Consider the following 17,444-nt stretch of genomic DNA (forward strand, 5'->3'; position numbering starts at 1 on the left):
TTCGTGGGGTTCTGGTCGGTCACTCAGCCGAGCAGCGGCTTCTGGGTGGCCTTGATCTCGGCGTACTCCTCGTAGGCGCGCTGCGTGCTCGGCAGCTCGGAGACCGCGGGGACGGGGACGTCCCACCAGCCTTCGCCGTCGGGCGCGTACAGCAGCGGGTCGCTGTTGATGTGGATGAGCGTCGTCCGGTCCGAGGCCTTCGCCGTTGCCATGGCCGCCCTGAGGTCGTCGATCGACGACGCGCCGGGCTGGACCTCGATCACGTCGACGCCGTAGCTGCGCGCATTGGCGGCGAGGTCGACGGGCAGGATCCGCTCGCCCTGGAAGTTGCGGGCTTCGGGGTCGAGGCTGCGGTACCAGGTGCCGAAGCGTTCGGAACCGACCGTCTCCGACAGGTGTCCGATCGAGGCGTACCCGTGGTTCTGGATGAGGACGACGATGAGCTTGATGCCCTCGGCGACCGCGGTCACGAGCTCCGTGTGCAGCATGAGGTACGACCCGTCGCCCACCATGACGACCACGTCGCGGTCGGATCCGCTCGCCTCGGCACCACGCTTCACGCCGAGACCGCCGGCGATCTCGTAGCCCATGCAGGAGAAGGCGTATTCGACGTGGTAGCCGAGGGCGTCCCGCACGCGCCACAACTTGTGGAGGTCGCCGGGGAGTGATCCCGCCGCCTGGACGATGACGTCCTCAGGCTCGGTCGACGATTGGACGGCACCGATGATCTCCGCCTGGCCGGGGAGCGCGAGTCCGGACGGCACGAAGGCCTCATCGACGACCGCATCCCATGCCGCTTTCTCGCGGCGGACGGTCTCGGCATGGTCGGCGTCGACGCGGAACCCGGCGAGCTCGGTCTGCAACGCTTCGAGCGTCTCGCGGGCGTCCGCGACGACGGCGATCTGCGTGCCGTGCTTGTACGCGTCGAAGCTCGCGACGTTGACGTTGACGAAGGTCACGCCCTCGGCCTGGAACGCTGTGCGGCTCGCCGTGGTGAAGTCGCTGTAGCGCGTCCCGACGCCGATCACGACGTCGGCTTCCGCCGCGAGACGGTTGGCCGCCGTGGTCCCGGTGGCGCCGATCGCGCCGACGTTCTGGGGGTGGTCCCACACGAGCGAACCGCCACCGGCCTGGGAGGTGCCGACGGGGATGCCGGTCGCCTCGACGAGCAGCCGCAGTGCCTCCTCCGCGTTCGAGTAGATCACTCCCCCGCCGGCGACGATGATGGGACGCTTCGCCCCGCGGATGGCCGTGACGGCGCGAGCCAGTGCCGCACGTTCCGGCAGTGGACGGCGGAGGTGCCACTCGCGGTCCTGGAGGAACTCGATCGGCACCTCGACGGTCTCCGCCTGCACGTCCTCCGGCAGGGCGATCGTGACCGCGCCGGTCTCGGCCGGGTCGGTGAGGACGCGCATGGCGGCGAGGGCGATCGAGAACAGCTGCTCGGGCCGCTGCACCCGGTCGAAGAAGCGGGACAGCGGACGGAACGCGTCGTTGACGGTGATGCCGATGTCGTGCGGCAGTTCGAGTTGCTGGAGGACCGGGTCGGCGACGCGTGTCGCGAAGGTGTCGCTGGGCAGCAGGAGCGCGGGGAGCCGGTTGGTGGTGGCCAGGGCGGCACCGGTGAGCATGTTCGCGGCACCCGGGCCGACCGAGGCCGCACTCGCGAAGGTGCCGAGGCGTCGGTGCATGCGGGCGTAGCCGACGGATTGGTGCACCATCGCCTGCTCGTTGCGCGCCTGGAAGTAGGGCATGAGGTCGGGCTCGAGCGCGTTCGCCTGTTTGAGCGCCTGCCCGAGACCTGCGACGTTGCCGTGCCCGAAGATGCCGAACATGCCGGGGATGGTCCGCTCCCGGTGGTCGCCGTCCACGGTCCACTGGTGACCGAGGAATTCGACGAGCGCCTGGCTCACCGTCATCCGCTTCGTCCTGGGGTTCGTCGCCATCACTGCTGTCCTTCGTCGTCGGTGCTGTCGTTCGAGTGGTGCGGTGCCGCATCGGCCGTGTACGGCAGGCGCGGGTCGACCTCCTGGCCGGCCCAGCTCTGGCGGATCCACGCGTGGGCGGGGTCGTCGCTGATGTGCCAGACCCGTTCGTCGTCGGGACCCGCCATCACGTTCAGGTAGTAGAGGTCGTACCCCGGCGCGGCGACGGCAGGACCGTGGTATCCGAAGGGGACGAGCGCGATGTCACCGGTGCGGACGATCGCGTTGATGTCGATCTCCCCGGCGGGCGAGGAGTAGGTCGCGAACATCCCGAAGGGGTCCGCGGCCGTCGATGCTTCCAGACCCTTCGAGACGGCGGACTCGAAGTAGTAGATCTCCTCGAGGCGCGATTCCGCCCCAGGCAGGTGCTCATCGTGCTTGTGGGCGGGGTAGGACGACCAGTTCTCTGCGGGCGTCACGACCTCGCACACGATGAGCTTCGCGGCGTCGAGCGCGTCCGGCGTGCCGAAGTTGTGGACCTGACGACTCGACCGGCCCGCGCCGCGCAGCTCGACGGGGATCTCCTCCGCAGCGACATGACGCGTCGGGTGGACCGCCGTCGTCGGGGCCTCGGCCACAGCGACTCGACCGGCTCCGCTCAGTACGCACGCTGTCCCCGCGCCCATGTAGAGGACGTCGGTCGGTCCGTCGAAGACGGATCGACGGCCGGAGAGCGCCGTCGTGCCGTCCCGCTGCTCGGCGTCCGTCCAGCTGATGCTGAAGGAACCGGCGAGCGGGACGACGATCCGTTCCACATCGCCCGCCGGGAGGTCGATGGCATCACCGTCGGCGAGGACCGCGACGCGGAGACCCGTGTGCGCCCAGCGGTCGATCGAGCCGTCGACGACGCTCTCCCAGCCGTCTCGGGCGAGGTCACCCCGCTCGTACATCCACTGCATGTTGTTCACTCCGTCGTGTGTGATTCGATCATGCCCTTCGACAGGACTGCGGAACGATGTCGGCTCGGGCACCGCGCCGTTCCATGGGCCTGCCGAAGGGCCGTCCGGGAGCCTCAGTTCTGGGGGAAGCCGAGGTTGATGCCGCCGTGGGAGGGGTCGAGCCAGCGGGAGGTGATGGCCTTCTGCTGGGTGAAGAACCGAACGCCCTCTGCGCCGTGGGCTTTGGTGTCGCCGAACAGGGAGTCCTTCCACCCGCCGAAGGAGAACGTCGCGACCGGCACGGGGATGGGCACGTTGATGCCGATCATGCCGACCTGGATCTCGTTCTGGAACCGCCGTGCTGCACCGCCGTCGTTGGTGAAGATCGCGGTCCCGTTCCCGAACGCACCACCGTTGATGAGCGCGACACCCTCTTCGTAGGAGGCGACGCGGACGACGGCGAGGACGGGTCCGAAGATCTCCTCCGTGTACACCTTCGACGTCGTCGGGACGTTGTCGATCAGGGTCGGGCCGAGCCAGAACCCGTTCGGGTCGCCGTCGATGGGCGTGTTGCGGCCGTCGACGACGATCGTGGCGCCGTCGGCTTCGGCGATGTCGAGGTAGGACGCGACCTTGTCGCGGTGCACCTTCGTCACCAGCGGCCCCATGTCGCAGTTCCGGCGTCCGTCACCGATCCGCAGGGTCGCCGCACGTTCGGCGATCTTGGCGATGAGCTCGTCCGCGACGGGCTCCACAGCGACGACGACCGAGATCGCCATGCACCGCTCCCCGGCGGAACCGAAACCGGCGTTGATGGCGGAGTCGGCGACGAGGTCGAGGTCGGCGTCGGGCAGTACGAGCATGTGGTTCTTCGCCCCGCCGAGCGCCTGGACGCGCTTGCCGTGTGCGGTGCCGGTCTCGTACACGTACTTCGCGATCGGGGTGGAACCCACGAAGGAGATCGCGCGGACGTCGGGGTGGGTGAGGAGCCCGTCGACGGCCTCCTTGTCACCGTTCAGCACCGTGAACACGCCGTCGGGGAGCCCGGCTTCCTTCCACAGCTTCGCGAGCCAGATCGCCGCGGACGGGTCCTTCTCGCTCGGCTTCAGCACGACCGTGTTCCCGGCCGCGATCGCGATCGGGAAGAACCACATCGGCACCATCGCGGGGAAGTTGAACGGCGAGATGATGCCCACGACCCCGAGGGGCTGCTTCGTGGAGTACACGTCGACGCCGGTGGAGACCTGCTCGGAGAACTCGCCCTTGAGGTGGTGGGCGAGGCCGGTCGCGAACTCCACGACCTCCTGCCCGCGGGTGATCTCGCCCAGCGCGTCGGAGACGACCTTGCCGTGCTCTTCGGTGATGATCTCCGCCAGCTCGCCCTTCTTCGCCTCCAGGAGTTCCCGGAACTTGAAGACGATCTGCTGACGCTTCGCGAGCGACAAGTCACGCCAGGCAGGGAACGCCTTCGCAGCCGATGCGACAGCTGCTGCGATCTCGTCCTGGTTCGCGAGCGCGACGTGCTTCGTCGGGACACCGAGTGCGGGGTCGTAGACCGGGGCGGTCCGACCGGAGGTGGAGGGGGCTTCAGCGCCGTCGATCCAGTGCGGGACGACGGGGAGGGAGTCAGTGCTCATGATGCGGGTGGTTCCAATCTGTGGAGGATCAGCGATCGCGGCGGATCGGGAGGCTCAGGAGGGGAGGTCGGCGTGGACGAGCCCCGCCGCGGTGTCGACTGCAGCGGAGACGTCGCCGTCGGCGGGGTAGATCAAGGTGCGTCCGACGACCAGCCCGCGGACACCGGGCAATTCGAGGGCTCGTTCCCAGGACGAGTAGACGTCGTCCTGATGGCCGTTCGGCTCGCCACCGAGCAGGAGTGTCGGCATCGAGGTGGCAGCCATGACGCGTTCCATGTCCTCGACGACCGGCAGTTTCATCCAGGTGTACGCCGAACTCGATCCGAGACCGGACGCGATGGCGATCGAGGTGATGACCGCCTCGACTGAGAGGTCGTTGACGATCCGTCCCTCGCGCCACTCGCTCATGAACGGTTCGAGCATGATCGGCACGCGAGCTTCGACCGCCTGATCGACGGCACGGGCGTTCGCTTCAATGGTCGCGACCGATCCGGCATCGCCGAGGTTCACTCGGAGGAGTGTCTTGGCGAAGTCGAGACCGTCTCGGACGATCCCGGGAATGTCGTAGCCGGTGAACCGGTCGTCCATCTCGAACGCGGCGCCGCGCAGCCCACCCCGGTTCATCGATCCGACCACGACCTTGTCGTCGAGCAGACCGAGGAGGGCGAGGTCGTCGCTGATGTCCGGGGTGCCCAGCACGCCGTCGACACCAGGACGCGAGAGCGCGAGCGCAAGGCGGTCCAGGAGCTCGTACCGGTCGGCCATGGCCATCGACTCGTCGCGCACACCGAGGGCTCCGCGAGCCGGGTGGTCGGCAGCGACGATGAAGAGTCGGCCGTCACCGCGGATGAGCTCGCGCCGACGTCGGCCGGCATGGGCGCGGGCGATGGCGGCCGGGTCGGATGCGCGGACCTCGCGCAGGCGCTCGAATTCATTTTCGCGGAGGAACCGCGATGTCCTGGCGTTGTTCACGATGGTCATCGGGCACCTCCGAGGTCTGCTGCACCGACGGCGCTGATGGTGTCGAGGATCTCGAGCACCTCGGCGGAGTTCGGCATGGCCGTCGAGCACTCACGCCGCGACGCGACGATCGCTCCGGCGATATTGGCGAACCGCAGGATCTTCTCGAGACCCCACCCTTCGATGAGTCCGTGGCAGAGGGCGCCACCGAAGCTGTCCCCCGCGCCGAGTCCGTTCACGACGTCCACGAAGTACGGCGGGACCTCGACGGTCGCGTCGCGCGTCTTGGCGAGGACCCCCTTCGGACCCTGTTTGACGATGGCGAGTTCGACGCCGCGTTCCAGCAATGCGTCTGCAGCGCGGTGGGGCTCCGTCTCGCCGACAGCCACCTCGCATTCCTCGCGGTTGCCGACCGCGACCGTGACGTGTTCGAGCGCTCGCCCGACCTGGGTGGAAGCCTGCTCGGCCGAGTTCCAGAACATCGGACGGTAGTCGAGGTCGAGGATCGTCAGCGGCCGGCGGGCGCGGGCTTCCCACGCGGTGAAGTGGGCCGAGCGGCTCGGTTCCTCGCTGAGCCCCGTCACCGTCGCCCAGAACACCTTGGCGCGGTAGATCGCGTCGAGGTCGAGGGACTTCGACGTGATCGTCAGATCAGGCGCCTTCGGCTTCCGGTAGAAGTACAACGGGAAGTCGTCCGGCGGGAAGATCTCACAGAAGGTGACCGGTGTCTGCAAGTCCGTCTCCCAACCGACGAACTCGTCAGCGACGCCGAGGCGTCCGAGTTCGCGGTGGACGTATCGACCGAAGGGGTCGTCACCCGTCCTGCTGATGAGCGCCGTCGGGTGCCCGTGCTGGGCGGCGGCGACAGCGACGTTGGCGGCGCTCCCCCCGAGGTACTTGCCGAAGGTGTCGACGTCCTCGAGGCCGATGCCGTCCTGCAACGGGTAGATGTCGACGCCGACGCGTCCCATGGTGACGACGTCGTACGTGATGGCTGATGGAGCGGTCATACGTCTCTGTACAACTTTCTGTGAGCTGTTCGATGCGGCCAGAACCAGCATACACAGAATGTCTTAACAAATGAACATGACCCAAAGATCTTGATCACACGCCCGTCAAACCGCGGGGACGCCATGGAAACCGGCCGACAGGGGGAGCCAAGCCCTGCCGGCGGGCCGTGGATACGAAGAAGCCCCAAGATCCGCATGATCTCGGGGCTTCTTGTCCGGTGGGCCCTGCCGGGATCGAACCGACGACATCCACGGTGTAAACGTGGCGCTCTACCAGCTGAGCTAAAGGCCCGCGATCGGATGGAACCATCCGATGCGACTCGTCGAGTCTAGCCGGAGTCGCCGTCAGAGCCGGAACGCTCCACAACCCTGGTCCGCGAGCATCCATCGCGACACCGGACGATCGGTCGGGCGCGGTGACGGTCGCTGGCCGTACGATCGAGGGGATGGATACGACGATCACCACCCCGTACGAAGACCTCCTGCGCGACACGCTCGAGCACGGCGCCACCAAAGGCGACCGCACCGGAACCGGCACGCGCAGTGTGTTCGGCCGCCAGCTCCGCTTCGACCTCTCCCAGGGCTTCCCGCTCATCACCACCAAGCGGGTGCACTGGAAGTCCATCGCCTACGAACTCCTCTGGTTCCTCCGCGGCGACGGCAACGTCCGGTGGCTCCAGGAGCACGGCGTCTCCATCTGGGACGAATGGGCCGACGACCACGGCGAACTCGGTCCTGTGTACGGTGTGCAGTGGCGGTCCTGGCCGACCCCCGACGGCTCGCACATCGACCAGATCTCGCAGGTCATCGACCAGCTGCGCACCGATCCGAACTCGCGCCGCATCATCGTCTCCGCCTGGAACGTCGCCGACATCCCCAACATGGCGCTCGCCCCGTGCCACGCCTTCTTCCAGTTCTACGTCGCCGACGGCAAGCTCTCCTGCCAGCTCTACCAACGCAGCGCAGACCTCTTCCTCGGCGTCCCCTTCAACATCGCCAGCTACGCGCTCCTCACCCACCTCGTCGCCGAGCAGGTCGGCCTCGAGGTCGGCGACTTCGTGTGGACGGGCGGCGACTGCCACATCTACGACAACCACGTCGAGCAGGTGACGGAGCAGCTCACGCGCGCACCGTTCCCCTACCCGAAGCTGCGCATCAATACGAAGCGCGACAGCATCTTCGACGTGGAGTACGACGACCTCGAGATCGTCGACTACCAGCACCACCCCGCCATCCGCGCGGCCGTCGCCGTATGAGCCTGGCACTCATCTGGGCCCAGGCCCACGACGGCGTCATCGGCGCCGACGGCGACATGCCCTGGCACGTCCCCGAAGACCTCGCGCACTTCAAAGCGCTCACCGGATCCGACGCGGTGATCATGGGGCGCCGTACCTGGGATTCACTCCCCCCACGGTTCCGTCCGCTCCCAGGACGCCCGAACATCGTCGTGACCCGCGATCACGCGTGGTCCGCCGACGGCGCGATCGTCGCGCACTCCCTGGAGGACGCATTCGAAGCGGCGCAGCTCGCCGGCAACGGTCAGGCCTGGGTCACCGGCGGCGCGGGTCTCTTCACCGAAGCGCTCGCGCTCGCCGACCGGCTCGAGGTGACCGAACTCGACCTCGACGTCGCGGGCGACACCTTCGCGCCGACCATCAGCGAGGAGTGGGTGCCGGTCACGATCGACCCGGCACACGGCTGGTCGGAGTCACGCACGGGCGTCCCGTACCGGTTCATCCGCTACGAGCGCGCACCCGAGGTCACGATCACCGGCTGAGACACCGGGCGATCCGGATCAGGCGGCGTGAGACACGGCTCAGGCCGGCTGACGCAGCTCTTCGAGCGCGGCGCGGTAGGCCGCGAGCGAGCGAGCTTCGCCCGGTGCCGTGATGAAACTCTCCCGGATGATGCCCTGCTGGTCGATGAGGAAGGTCGCACGGTTCGCGAACCCCTTCTCCTGCAGGAACACCCCGTACTCCTTGGCGACCTGGCCGTGCGGCCAGAAGTCGGCGAGCAGCTGGAAGCCGTACTGCTCCTGCTCCGCCCACGCGCGCAGCGTGTGCTTGGAGTCGACGGAGATGCCGACGAGCGTGACCTGGTCGTCCGTGAACAGGCTGAGGTTGTCGCGCAGCTCGCACAGCTCCCCCGTGCAGGTGCCGGAGAACGCGAGCGGGAAGAAGACGAGGGCGACAGCCGAACTGCCGCGGAACTGACTCAACCTGACGAGTTCACCGAACTGGTTCGCCAGTTCGAAGTCGGGTGCCAGGGTGTCGTTCTCGAGTGCCATGAGGGTCCTTTCAGGCGGGTTCGCCTGCTCCGGATCGCCCGAGCGGTGGACGGGTCCGATCCGGTCACACATCCTAACCCCGCACCGCAGCTGCACAAACCCGGAGGGGTGCGCCGCTCGGTCACCGTTCCCTGGGGTGACCGGATAGGGTGAAAGGTGGCGCCCGCGTCCATACCCATCAGGACGCATGGAGTTCACCATCACAACCCAGGCACGATCTGCCACGAGAGAAAGGTCGACGGTGACTGTTCACGACCAGGATCCATACTCGTCCAACCACGTAGACGCCGATCCTGAGGAGACGTCCGAGTGGAATGAGTCCCTCGACGCCCTCGTCGACGAACGTGGCCGCGGTCGCGGCCGCGACATCATGCTGAGCCTCCTCAAGCGCTCGAAGGAGCTGCACCTCGGCGTGCCGATGGTGCCGACCACCGACTACATCAACACCATCGCCTCGGAGAACGAGCCCGACTTCCCGGGCGACGAGGACATCGAACGCCGCTACCGCGCCTGGATCCGCTGGAACGCGGCCATGACCGTGCACCGCGCGCAGCGCCCCGGCATCGGTGTCGGCGGACACATCTCCACCTACGCGTCGTCGGCCGCGCTCTACGAGGTCGGCTTCAACCACTTCTTCCGCGGCCAGGACGCGCCGGGCGGTGGCGACCAGATCTACATCCAGGGCCACGCCTCCCCCGGCACCTACGCCCGCGCCTTCCTCGAGGGCCGCCTCAGCACCGACCAGCTCGACGGCTTCCGCCAGGAGAAGTCGCACGCGCCGCACGGGCTCTCCTCGTACCCCCACCCGCGCCTCATGCCGGACTTCTGGCAGTTCCCGACGGTGTCGATGGGTCTCGGCCCGATCAACGCGATCTACCAGGCGCACCTCGCCAAGTACGTCACGAACCGTGGCATCAAGGACGCCAGCGACCAGCAGGTCTGGGCGTTCCTCGGCGACGGCGAGATGGACGAGGTCGAGAGCCGCGGTCAGCTCCAGGTCGCCGCGAACGAGGGCCTCGACAACCTCAACTTCGTGATCAACTGCAACCTGCAGCGCCTCGACGGCCCCGTCCGCGGCAACGGCAAGATCATCCAGGAGCTCGAGAGCTTCTTCCGCGGCGCCGGCTGGAACGTCATCAAGGTCATCTGGGGCCGCGAGTGGGACGACCTCCTCAACCGCGACACCGACGGCGCGCTCCTCAACCTCATGAACGTCACGCCCGACGGCGACTTCCAGACGTACAAGACGGAAGACGGCGCCTACGTCCGCGAGAACTTCTTCGGCCGCGACGAGCGTGCCCTGAAGCTCGTCGAGGGCTACACCGACGACGAGGTCTGGAACCTCAAGCGCGGCGGCCACGACTACCGCAAGGTCTACGCGGCGTTCAAGGCGGCCAGCGAGCACAAGGGCCAGCCGACGGTCATCCTCGCGCACACCATCAAGGGCTACGGCCTCGGCCCGAGCTTCGAGGGCCGCAACGCGACCCACCAGATGAAGAAGATGACGCTCGACAACCTGAAGACCTTCAGGGACACGATGCGCATCCCGATCACCGACTCGCAGCTCGAAGAGAACCCCTACCTCCCGCCGTACTACCACCCGGGCGAGGACGACGAGGCGATCCAGTACCTGCACGAACGTCGCCGCGCACTCGGCGGCTACGTCCCCGAGCGTCGCAGCAAGTACACGCAGCTGAACCTGCCCGACGACTCCGCGTACGCGGCAGCGAAGAAGGGCTCCGGCACGCAGGAGATCGCCACCACCATGGCGTTCGTCCGGCTGCTGAAGGACCTCCTCCGCGCCAAGGACTTCGGCAACCGGATCGTCCCGATCATCCCCGACGAGGCCCGCACCTTCGGTATGGACGCGTTCTTCCCGAGCGCGAAGATCTACAACCCGAACGGTCAGCACTACACCTCGGTGGACCGCGAACTGCTGCTCGCCTACAAGGAGAGCCCGCAGGGTCAGATCGTGCACGTGGGCATCAACGAGGCGGGCGCCGTCGCGGCCTTCTCCGCGATCGGAACCTCGTACTCGGTGCAGGGCGAGCCGCTCATCCCGGTCTACGTCTTCTACTCGATGTTCGGCTTCCAGCGCACCGCCGACGCCATCTGGGCTGCCGGCGACCAGATGACCCGTGGCTTCATGATCGGCGCGACCGCCGGTCGCACGACGCTCACGGGTGAGGGCCTCCAGCACGCCGACGGCCACTCGCTGCTGCTCTCGTCGTCGAACCCCGCGGTCGTCAGCTACGACCCGGCCTACGGCTACGAGATCGCGCACATCGTGCGCAGCGGTATCCAGCGCATGTACGGCGGCGAGCACGAGGACCCGAACGTCATGTACTACCTCACGGTGTACAACGAGCCGATGGTCATGCCCGTCGAGCCCGAGGGCGTGGACGTCGACGGCATCGTGCGCGGTATCCACCGCATCAGCACGAGCGACAAGCAGGGCCCGAAGGCTCAGCTCATGGCCTCCGGTGTTGCGGTCCCGTGGGCGATCGAGGCGCAGCAGCTGCTCGCCGACGACTGGGGCGTCTCCGCAGACGTCTGGAGCGTCACGAGCTGGACCGAGCTCCGTCGCGACGGGCTCGCCGCCGACCAGCACAACTTCCTGCACCCGCAGGAGGAGCGTCGTGTGCCCTACGTCACGGAGAAGCTGAGCGGTGCCGCAGGCCCGTTCGTCGCCGTGACCGACCACATGCACGCCGTGCCGGACCAGATCCGGCAGTTCGTGCCTGGCGACTTCGCGACGCTGGGGGCCGACGACTTCGGCTTCTCCGACACACGCGCCGCTGCCCGTCGCTTCTTCAAGATCGACGGCCCGTCGCTCGTCGTCCGCACCCTCCAGCAGCTCGCTGCTCGGGGTGAGGTCGATGCGAGCCTCCCGCAGCAGGCGATCGACCGCTACCGCCTCCACGACGTGAACGCCGGCAACACCGGTAACGCGGGTGGCGAGAGCTGATTCCATCGCTACCACGGTGACGAAGACGAAGACGAAGGCCGAGACACTCGACTGGCTCCGCCGGATCTCGGGTGAGCTCGCGACCGCGACGCTCAAACGCCTCGAGGACACCCTTCCCTGGTACGCCGAGATGCCACCAGGCCGCCGCTCAGCGGTCGGCCTGGTGGCCCAGGCGGGCATCAGTTCGTTCATCTCGTGGTTCGACGATCCCCGGTCGACGCCGTGGATCGCCGCCGACGTGTTCGGGGCGGCTCCTCGCGAGCTGCTCCGTTCCGTCAGCCTGCAGCAGACGCTGCAACTCATCAAGGTCACCGTCGAGGTCGTCGAGGAACGCGTCGCGTCCGGGAGCGTCGACCTCCGCGAGGCGATCCTCCTCTACTCACGCGACATCGCGTTCGCCTCGGCCGACGTGTACGCCCGTGCGGCCGAAGCCCGCGGACTCTGGGACGCCCGCCTCGAGGCCCTCGTCGTCGACTCGATCCTCAGTGGCGAGGCCGACGACGAGCTGCCCAGCCGGATCGCCGCCCTCGGGTGGCACGGGCACGGTGAGGCCTGCGTCCTGGTCGGGACGACCCCACGGGTGCTCGATGTCGACATGCTCCGCCGGACCGCCCGACACCTCGACGCCGACGTGCTCATCGGCGTCCAGGGCAACCGGCTCGTGCTCGTCCTGGGGCGCGCCGAGCTACCCAGCACCGAGCCCGGAGACGGCGAGCCCGTCGACGAGGCCGAACAGGCCGCCGCAGACGCCCGCGCCAGCTCACAACTCACCTTCCTCGACATCGCCGCCAAGCTCGAGCACGGCTTCGGGCCGGGGCACCTGGTGCTCGGTCACGCCGTGCCCTCCCTCATCGAGGCGTCGCGCAGCGCGAAGGCAGCCCTTGCCGGCTTCGCCGTGGCGAAGTCCTGGCGCCACGCGCCACGTCCGGTCGCCGCGGACGACCTCCTTCCGGAGCGCGCCCTCGCCGGCGACAACCTCGCGAAGACCACGCTCATCGAGCGGGTCTACCGCCCGCTCAAGGACTACTCCGGCGAGCTCGTGACGACGCTCTGGTGCTACCTCGACAACGGCCGCTCGCTCGAAGCGACGGCGCGCGAGCTGTTCGTGCACCCCAACACGGTCCGGTACCGCCTCAAGCGGGTCTCCGAGGTCATCGGCTGGGACGCGACCGGTGCCCGCGAGTCGCTCATCCTGCAGGCGGCCCTCATCCTCGGTGCCATCGCTGAGCCCGAGCCGTCCCGACGTCGGCTGACCTCCTGACGCTCGCAGGGCCGTCCGACCGGTCGGTTTTGTGGACTCCACACAACACATTTTCCAAAGGTTCGTGGTGTTGCTCCACTACTGGGCGTCCTCCGGTTGGCAGACTAGAGCGGTGATCGTCATCGCCTGCCCTGGACAGGGCTCCCAAACCCCCGGCTTCCTCGACCCCTGGTTGCAGGACGCCTCCGCGAAGGACGCGCTCGCGCGCTTCTCCGACGAAGCCGGACTCGACCTCGTCAAGCACGGCACCGTCTCCGACGCCGACACCATCCGCGACACGGCGGTGGCCCAGCCGCTCATCGTCGCGGCCGGCCTCGTCGCCTTGGACGCCCTGCGGAAGGCCCTCCCCGCCGACGCCGCGCCGTTCGGCGGCATCGCCGGACACTCTGTCGGCGAGATCACCGCGGCCTACGGCGCCGGCATCCTCTCGGACAGCGACGCGATGAGCTTCGTGAGCGAACGCGCCGTGGCAATGGCCGAAGCCGCAGCCACCACCCCGACGGGTATGAGTGCCGTCCTCGGAGGCGACCAGGAGGCCGTCGTCGCGCACGTCCGTTCCTTCGGGCTGGAGCCCGCCAACTACAACGGCGGCGGCCAGATCGTCGTCGCCGGCGCGCATGACGCCCTCGCCCGCCTCGCCGACGAGCCGCTCAAGGGCACGCGGGTGATCCCGCTGCAGGTCGCAGGCGCCTTCCACACGAGCTACATGCAGTCGGCCCGCGACTGGCTGGCCGGGGCGAGCCGCACGGTCGAGCCCCTGGACCCGACGCTCCGCATCTGGACGAACCACGACGGCACCGAGGTCACCTCGGGTACGGCGTTCTTCGACCTCCTCATCGGTCAGGTCGCCTCCCCGGTACGCTGGGACCTGTGCATGGACGCGTTCAGCGCCGCAGGGATCACCGGACTCATCGAGCTCGCCCCCGCCGGGGCGCTCACCGGACTCGCACGTCGCGGTCTGAAGGGCGTGCCGACGGTCGCCATCAAGACCCCCGACGACCTGCCGGCAGCCCTCGACCTCATCGCCCAGCAGTAGCGCAGACGGAGAACCAGTCAATGACCACCCCCACCCTCAAGCAGTCGCGCGGTCCCGAGTTCACCCGCATCCTCGGCCTCGGCGCAGCTCGCGGAGACCTCAGCGTCCCGAACGACGACCTCGTCGGTCCGATCAACTCGTCCGACGAGTGGATCCAGCAGCGCACCGGAATCGTCACCCGCACGCGGGCGTCGGCCGACGTCAGCGCCGTCGACCTCGCAGCCGAAGCCGGCGCCGAGGCCATCGCGGCCGCGGGCATCTCGCCCGAACAGGTCGACCTCGTCCTCATCGCGACGATCAGCAACGTCCAGCAGTCCCCGTCGATGGCGGCCGTCGTGGCCGACCGCGTCGGAGCGAACCCCGCTGCCGCCTACGACCTCAACGCCGCATGTGCCGGATACGCCTACGCGATCGCCCAGGCCGATGCCCTCATCCGATCGGGCGCGGCCCACTACGCACTCGTCATCGGCGCCGAGAAGCTGTCCGACATCGTCGACCCGACCGACCGGTCGATCTCATTCCTCCTCGGCGACGGTGCAGGCGCGGCCGTCGTCGGTCCGAGCGACTTCCCCGGCATCTCCCCCACCGTGTGGGGATCCGACGGCTCGAAGGCCGACGCCGTCGGCATGAGCGGCACGCTCACCGAGTTCCGCGACGGCACCGCCGCCTGGCCGACCCTGCGCCAGGAGGGCCAGACGGTCTTCCGGTGGGCGGTCTGGGAGATGGCCAAGGTCGCCAAGCAGGCCCTGGAGGAAGCGGGCGTCGAAGCTTCCGACCTCGCGGCCTTCATCCCCCACCAGGCGAACATGCGCATCGTCGACGAGTTCGCCAAGCAGCTCAAGCTGCCGGAGACCGTCGTCATCGCGCGCGACATCGAGACCACCGGCAACACCTCGGCGGCATCCATCCCGCTCGCAACCCACCGGCTCCTCCAGGGGCACCCCGAGCTCAGCGGCGGCCTCGCCCTGCAGATCGGGTTCGGTGCCGGACTGGTCTTCGGCGCTCAGGTCGTCGTCCTGCCGTAGCAGGACGCCCGACGCGACTACACTCGACTACGGTCAAACCTCACCCAAGGAGTAGAACAATGGCACTGTCCACCGAAGAAGTCCTCGCCGGCCTGGCCGAGCTGATCAACGACGAGACCGGCATCGCGACCGACACCGTCGAGCTGGACAAGTCGTTCACCGACGACCTCGACATCGACTCGATCTCCATGATGACCATCGTCGTCAACGCGGAGGAGAAGTTCGACGTGAAGATCCCGGACGAAGAAGTCAAGAACCTGAAGACCGTCGGCGACGCCGTCGACTTCATCGTCAAGGCTCAGGGCTAGTCCCAGCGCAGTGCTGAAGGGTCGGCCGGCAGTTGGCCGACCGGCCCTTCAGCGTTCGAGGCGGCTCGTCCGTCCGGACACGGGCTCGACCGCCGCAGGGCTCGGACCCCCTCGTCGTCTCCACAGAAGGTTTGACTGAATGACCACCAAACGCATCGTCATCACCGGCATCGGTGCCACCACTCCCCTCGGCGGCAACGCCACCGACTCCTGGGACAACCTCCTCGCCGGCAAGAGCGGTGCGAGCCGTCTCGAGCAGCCATGGGCCGAAGAGCTCGAGCTGCCCGTACGCTTCGCCGCGCAGGCCGCCGTCCCCACCGCGGACATCCTCGACCGTCGTGAGGTCAAGCGCCTCGACCCGTCGAGCCAGTTCGCCCTGATCGCCGCGCGCGAGGCCTGGCAGGACGCCGGCGCCCCCGAGGTCGACCCGGAGCGACTCCTCGTCGACTGGGCCACCGGCATCGGCGGCGTGTGGACGCTCCTCGACGCCTGGGACACCCTGCGCGAGAAGGGCCCCCGCCGCGTCCTCCCCATGACCGTCCCGATGCTCATGCCGAACGGCCCGGCAGCGGCGATCGGCATGGACCTCGGTGCCCGAGGCGGAGAGCGCACCGTCGTCTCCGCTTGTGCGTCAAGCACCGAGTCGCTCGCCAACGCCTACGACCACCTCCAGGCCGGCCTCGCCGACATCGTCGTGGCCGGTGGCTCCGAAGCCGCCATCCACCCGCTCCCGCTCGCGTCCTTCGCGGCGATGCAGGCGTTGTCCAAGCGCAACGACGACCCCGCCATCGCCTCGCGTCCCTACGACGTCGACCGCGACGGATTCGTCCTCGGTGAAGGCGCGGCAGCGCTCATCGTCGAGACCGAGGAGCACGCCAAGGCCCGTGGCGCCCGCATCTACGCCGAGCTCCTCGGTGGTGCGGTGACGAGCGACGCGTACCACATCACCGCTCCCGACCCCGAGGGTTCGGCTGCGGCCCGCGCCATGCGTGCAGCCGTCGAGAACGGTGGCGCGTCACTCGACGACGTCGTTCACGTCAACGCACACGCCACGAGCACGCCCGTCGGCGACATCGCGGAGTACAACGCGCTGCGCCGGGTCTTCGGTGCCCACCTCGACGACATCGCCGTGACGGCCACGAAGGCGTCGACCGGTCACCTCCTCGGCGGCGCGGGTGCCATCGAAGCGGCCTACACAGCGCTCGCCCTGCACCACCGGGTCATCCCGCCGACCATCAACCTCGACAACCAGGACCCGGAGATCCCGCTCGACGTCGTCACGACGCCGCGTGAGCTCGGGTCCGGCGACCTGCTCGCCATCAGCAACTCGTTCGGGTTCGGCGGCCACAACGCGGTCGTCGCGTTCCGGAGCTACTGAGCCGTCCGCGACGGAGACGACGACGGGTCGTGGTGCATGCACCACGACCCGTCGTCGTTCTCCTGACCAGGGTGCCGCCGTTTCGTCACCTCGTGTCTGCCGGGAGTGTCACCGACCTCGCACGGTCCACGCCACGTGGGCACCCTGTCGTCTGTGAAGTTGTCTCGCGTGCGCGGTGCCGCCGCGCCGGCGGGGCCGGATCAGCCCACGTTGTGCAGCCAGATGACGGAGGACCCGTCGCCGGCGTGACGGAACGGCTCGAGTTCGTCGTCCCACGGCTGTCCGAGCGCGACGCGGAGTTCTCGCTGGAGTTCGGCGGCGTTCCCGGCGCCGACCTCCATGGCGTACCGGATGCGATCCTCCGGGACGACCACGTTGCCGATGCTGTCGGTCTGTGCGTAGAAGATCCCGAGGTCGGGCGTGTGCATCCATCGGGCACCGTCGACGCCCTGGGCCGGGTCTTCACTCACCTCGTAGCGGAGGTGCTCCCAGCCGCGCAGGGCTGAGGCGAGTGCGGCTCCGGTGCCGTGCGGGCCTTCCCAGAAGACCTCGGCGCGCTGCGCACCGCGGAGGATCGGCTGATCTTCCCAGTCGAAACTGATGGCACGACCAAGAGCGCGACCTGCCGCCCATTCGAGGTGCGGGCAGAGCGCGCGAGGCGACGAGTGCACGAACAGCACACCCTTCGTCATCGGTGTCGACATGATTCCT

The 17,444-nt window shown here is 68.3% G+C and carries 15 protein-coding genes and 1 tRNA gene; 8 read left to right on the forward strand and 8 right to left on the reverse strand.

Features of this window, described 5'->3' with window-relative positions:
* Window positions 1-23 precede the first annotated feature (23 nt).
* The 6 genes from iolD to ACQ3HE_RS02445 all read right to left on the reverse strand — a co-directional run bounded on the left by iolD (window position 24) and on the right by ACQ3HE_RS02445 (window position 6,762).
* Window positions 24-1,946 carry a 3D-(3,5/4)-trihydroxycyclohexane-1,2-dione acylhydrolase (decyclizing) gene (iolD, locus tag ACQ3HE_RS02420; protein ID WP_430891200.1) on the reverse strand — a complete coding sequence of 641 codons (1,923 nt, stop codon included), beginning with the start codon at window positions 1,944-1,946 and terminating at the stop codon, window positions 24-26.
* Window positions 1,946-2,884, reverse strand: coding sequence for a 5-deoxy-glucuronate isomerase (gene iolB / locus ACQ3HE_RS02425; protein WP_430891910.1), 939 nt, complete (start codon window positions 2,882-2,884; stop codon window positions 1,946-1,948). The genes iolD and iolB overlap by 1 nt, the downstream gene beginning before the upstream one ends.
* 113 nt (window positions 2,885-2,997) lie before the next feature.
* Window positions 2,998-4,500 carry a CoA-acylating methylmalonate-semialdehyde dehydrogenase gene (locus ACQ3HE_RS02430; RefSeq protein WP_430891201.1) on the reverse strand — a complete coding sequence of 501 codons (1,503 nt, stop codon included), beginning with the start codon at window positions 4,498-4,500 and terminating at the stop codon, window positions 2,998-3,000.
* Window positions 4,501-4,554: 54 nt separating this feature from the next.
* A complete protein-coding gene (locus tag ACQ3HE_RS02435) occupies window positions 4,555-5,481 on the reverse strand; it encodes a class I fructose-bisphosphate aldolase (RefSeq protein WP_430891203.1) in 927 nt (308 codons plus the stop codon).
* A complete protein-coding gene (gene iolC / locus ACQ3HE_RS02440) occupies window positions 5,478-6,470 on the reverse strand; it encodes a 5-dehydro-2-deoxygluconokinase (protein ID WP_430891205.1) in 993 nt (330 codons plus the stop codon). Before iolC ends, ACQ3HE_RS02435 begins: the two co-directional genes overlap by 4 nt.
* Before the next feature lie 219 nt (window positions 6,471-6,689).
* Window positions 6,690-6,762, reverse strand: a tRNA-Val gene (locus ACQ3HE_RS02445).
* A gap of 154 nt (window positions 6,763-6,916) precedes the next feature.
* On the opposite strand from ACQ3HE_RS02445, the gene ACQ3HE_RS02450 reads away from it, so the two are divergent.
* The gene (locus tag ACQ3HE_RS02450; RefSeq protein WP_430891207.1) at window positions 6,917-7,726 is read left to right on the forward strand and encodes a thymidylate synthase; all 810 of its coding nucleotides are present in this window, start codon (window positions 6,917-6,919) and stop codon (window positions 7,724-7,726) included.
* A complete protein-coding gene (locus tag ACQ3HE_RS02455) occupies window positions 7,723-8,247 on the forward strand; it encodes a dihydrofolate reductase (RefSeq protein WP_430891209.1) in 525 nt (174 codons plus the stop codon). Before ACQ3HE_RS02450 ends, ACQ3HE_RS02455 begins: the two co-directional genes overlap by 4 nt.
* 39 nt (window positions 8,248-8,286) lie before the next feature.
* On the opposite strand, the gene ACQ3HE_RS02460 is transcribed toward ACQ3HE_RS02455, so the two are convergent.
* A complete protein-coding gene (locus ACQ3HE_RS02460) occupies window positions 8,287-8,757 on the reverse strand; it encodes a peroxiredoxin (RefSeq protein ID WP_064293656.1) in 471 nt (156 codons plus the stop codon).
* 241 nt (window positions 8,758-8,998) lie between these two features.
* On the opposite strand from ACQ3HE_RS02460, the gene aceE reads away from it, so the two are divergent.
* The 6 genes from aceE to ACQ3HE_RS02490 all read left to right on the forward strand — a co-directional run bounded on the left by aceE (window position 8,999) and on the right by ACQ3HE_RS02490 (window position 16,733).
* Window positions 8,999-11,725, forward strand: coding sequence for a pyruvate dehydrogenase (acetyl-transferring), homodimeric type (gene aceE / locus ACQ3HE_RS02465; RefSeq protein ID WP_085510736.1), 2,727 nt, complete (start codon window positions 8,999-9,001; stop codon window positions 11,723-11,725).
* A gap of 16 nt (window positions 11,726-11,741) precedes the next feature.
* A complete protein-coding gene (locus ACQ3HE_RS02470) occupies window positions 11,742-12,986 on the forward strand; it encodes a PucR family transcriptional regulator (RefSeq protein ID WP_208612327.1) in 1,245 nt (414 codons plus the stop codon).
* A gap of 112 nt (window positions 12,987-13,098) precedes the next feature.
* A complete protein-coding gene (locus tag ACQ3HE_RS02475) occupies window positions 13,099-14,022 on the forward strand; it encodes an ACP S-malonyltransferase (RefSeq protein WP_430891211.1) in 924 nt (307 codons plus the stop codon).
* 20 nt (window positions 14,023-14,042) lie between these two features.
* Window positions 14,043-15,047 carry a beta-ketoacyl-ACP synthase III gene (locus tag ACQ3HE_RS02480; RefSeq protein ID WP_079705772.1) on the forward strand — a complete coding sequence of 335 codons (1,005 nt, stop codon included), beginning with the start codon at window positions 14,043-14,045 and terminating at the stop codon, window positions 15,045-15,047.
* Between the two features lie 59 nt (window positions 15,048-15,106).
* On the forward strand, window positions 15,107-15,355 hold the full coding sequence (locus tag ACQ3HE_RS02485; RefSeq protein WP_056006457.1) for an acyl carrier protein: 249 nt from the start codon (window positions 15,107-15,109) through the stop codon (window positions 15,353-15,355).
* Between the two features lie 139 nt (window positions 15,356-15,494).
* Entirely contained in the window at window positions 15,495-16,733 is a 1,239-nt protein-coding gene (locus ACQ3HE_RS02490; RefSeq protein WP_071260783.1) for a beta-ketoacyl-[acyl-carrier-protein] synthase family protein, read from the forward strand.
* Window positions 16,734-16,933: 200 nt separating this feature from the next.
* On the opposite strand, the gene ACQ3HE_RS02495 is transcribed toward ACQ3HE_RS02490, so the two are convergent.
* Entirely contained in the window at window positions 16,934-17,437 is a 504-nt protein-coding gene (locus ACQ3HE_RS02495; protein WP_064293650.1) for a DUF3145 domain-containing protein, read from the reverse strand.
* Window positions 17,438-17,444: the final 7 nt, after the last annotated feature.

The sequence above is a fragment of the Plantibacter auratus genome (genome assembly GCF_050587365.1).
Taxonomy (GTDB): Bacteria; Actinomycetota; Actinomycetes; order Actinomycetales; family Microbacteriaceae; genus Plantibacter; species Plantibacter auratus.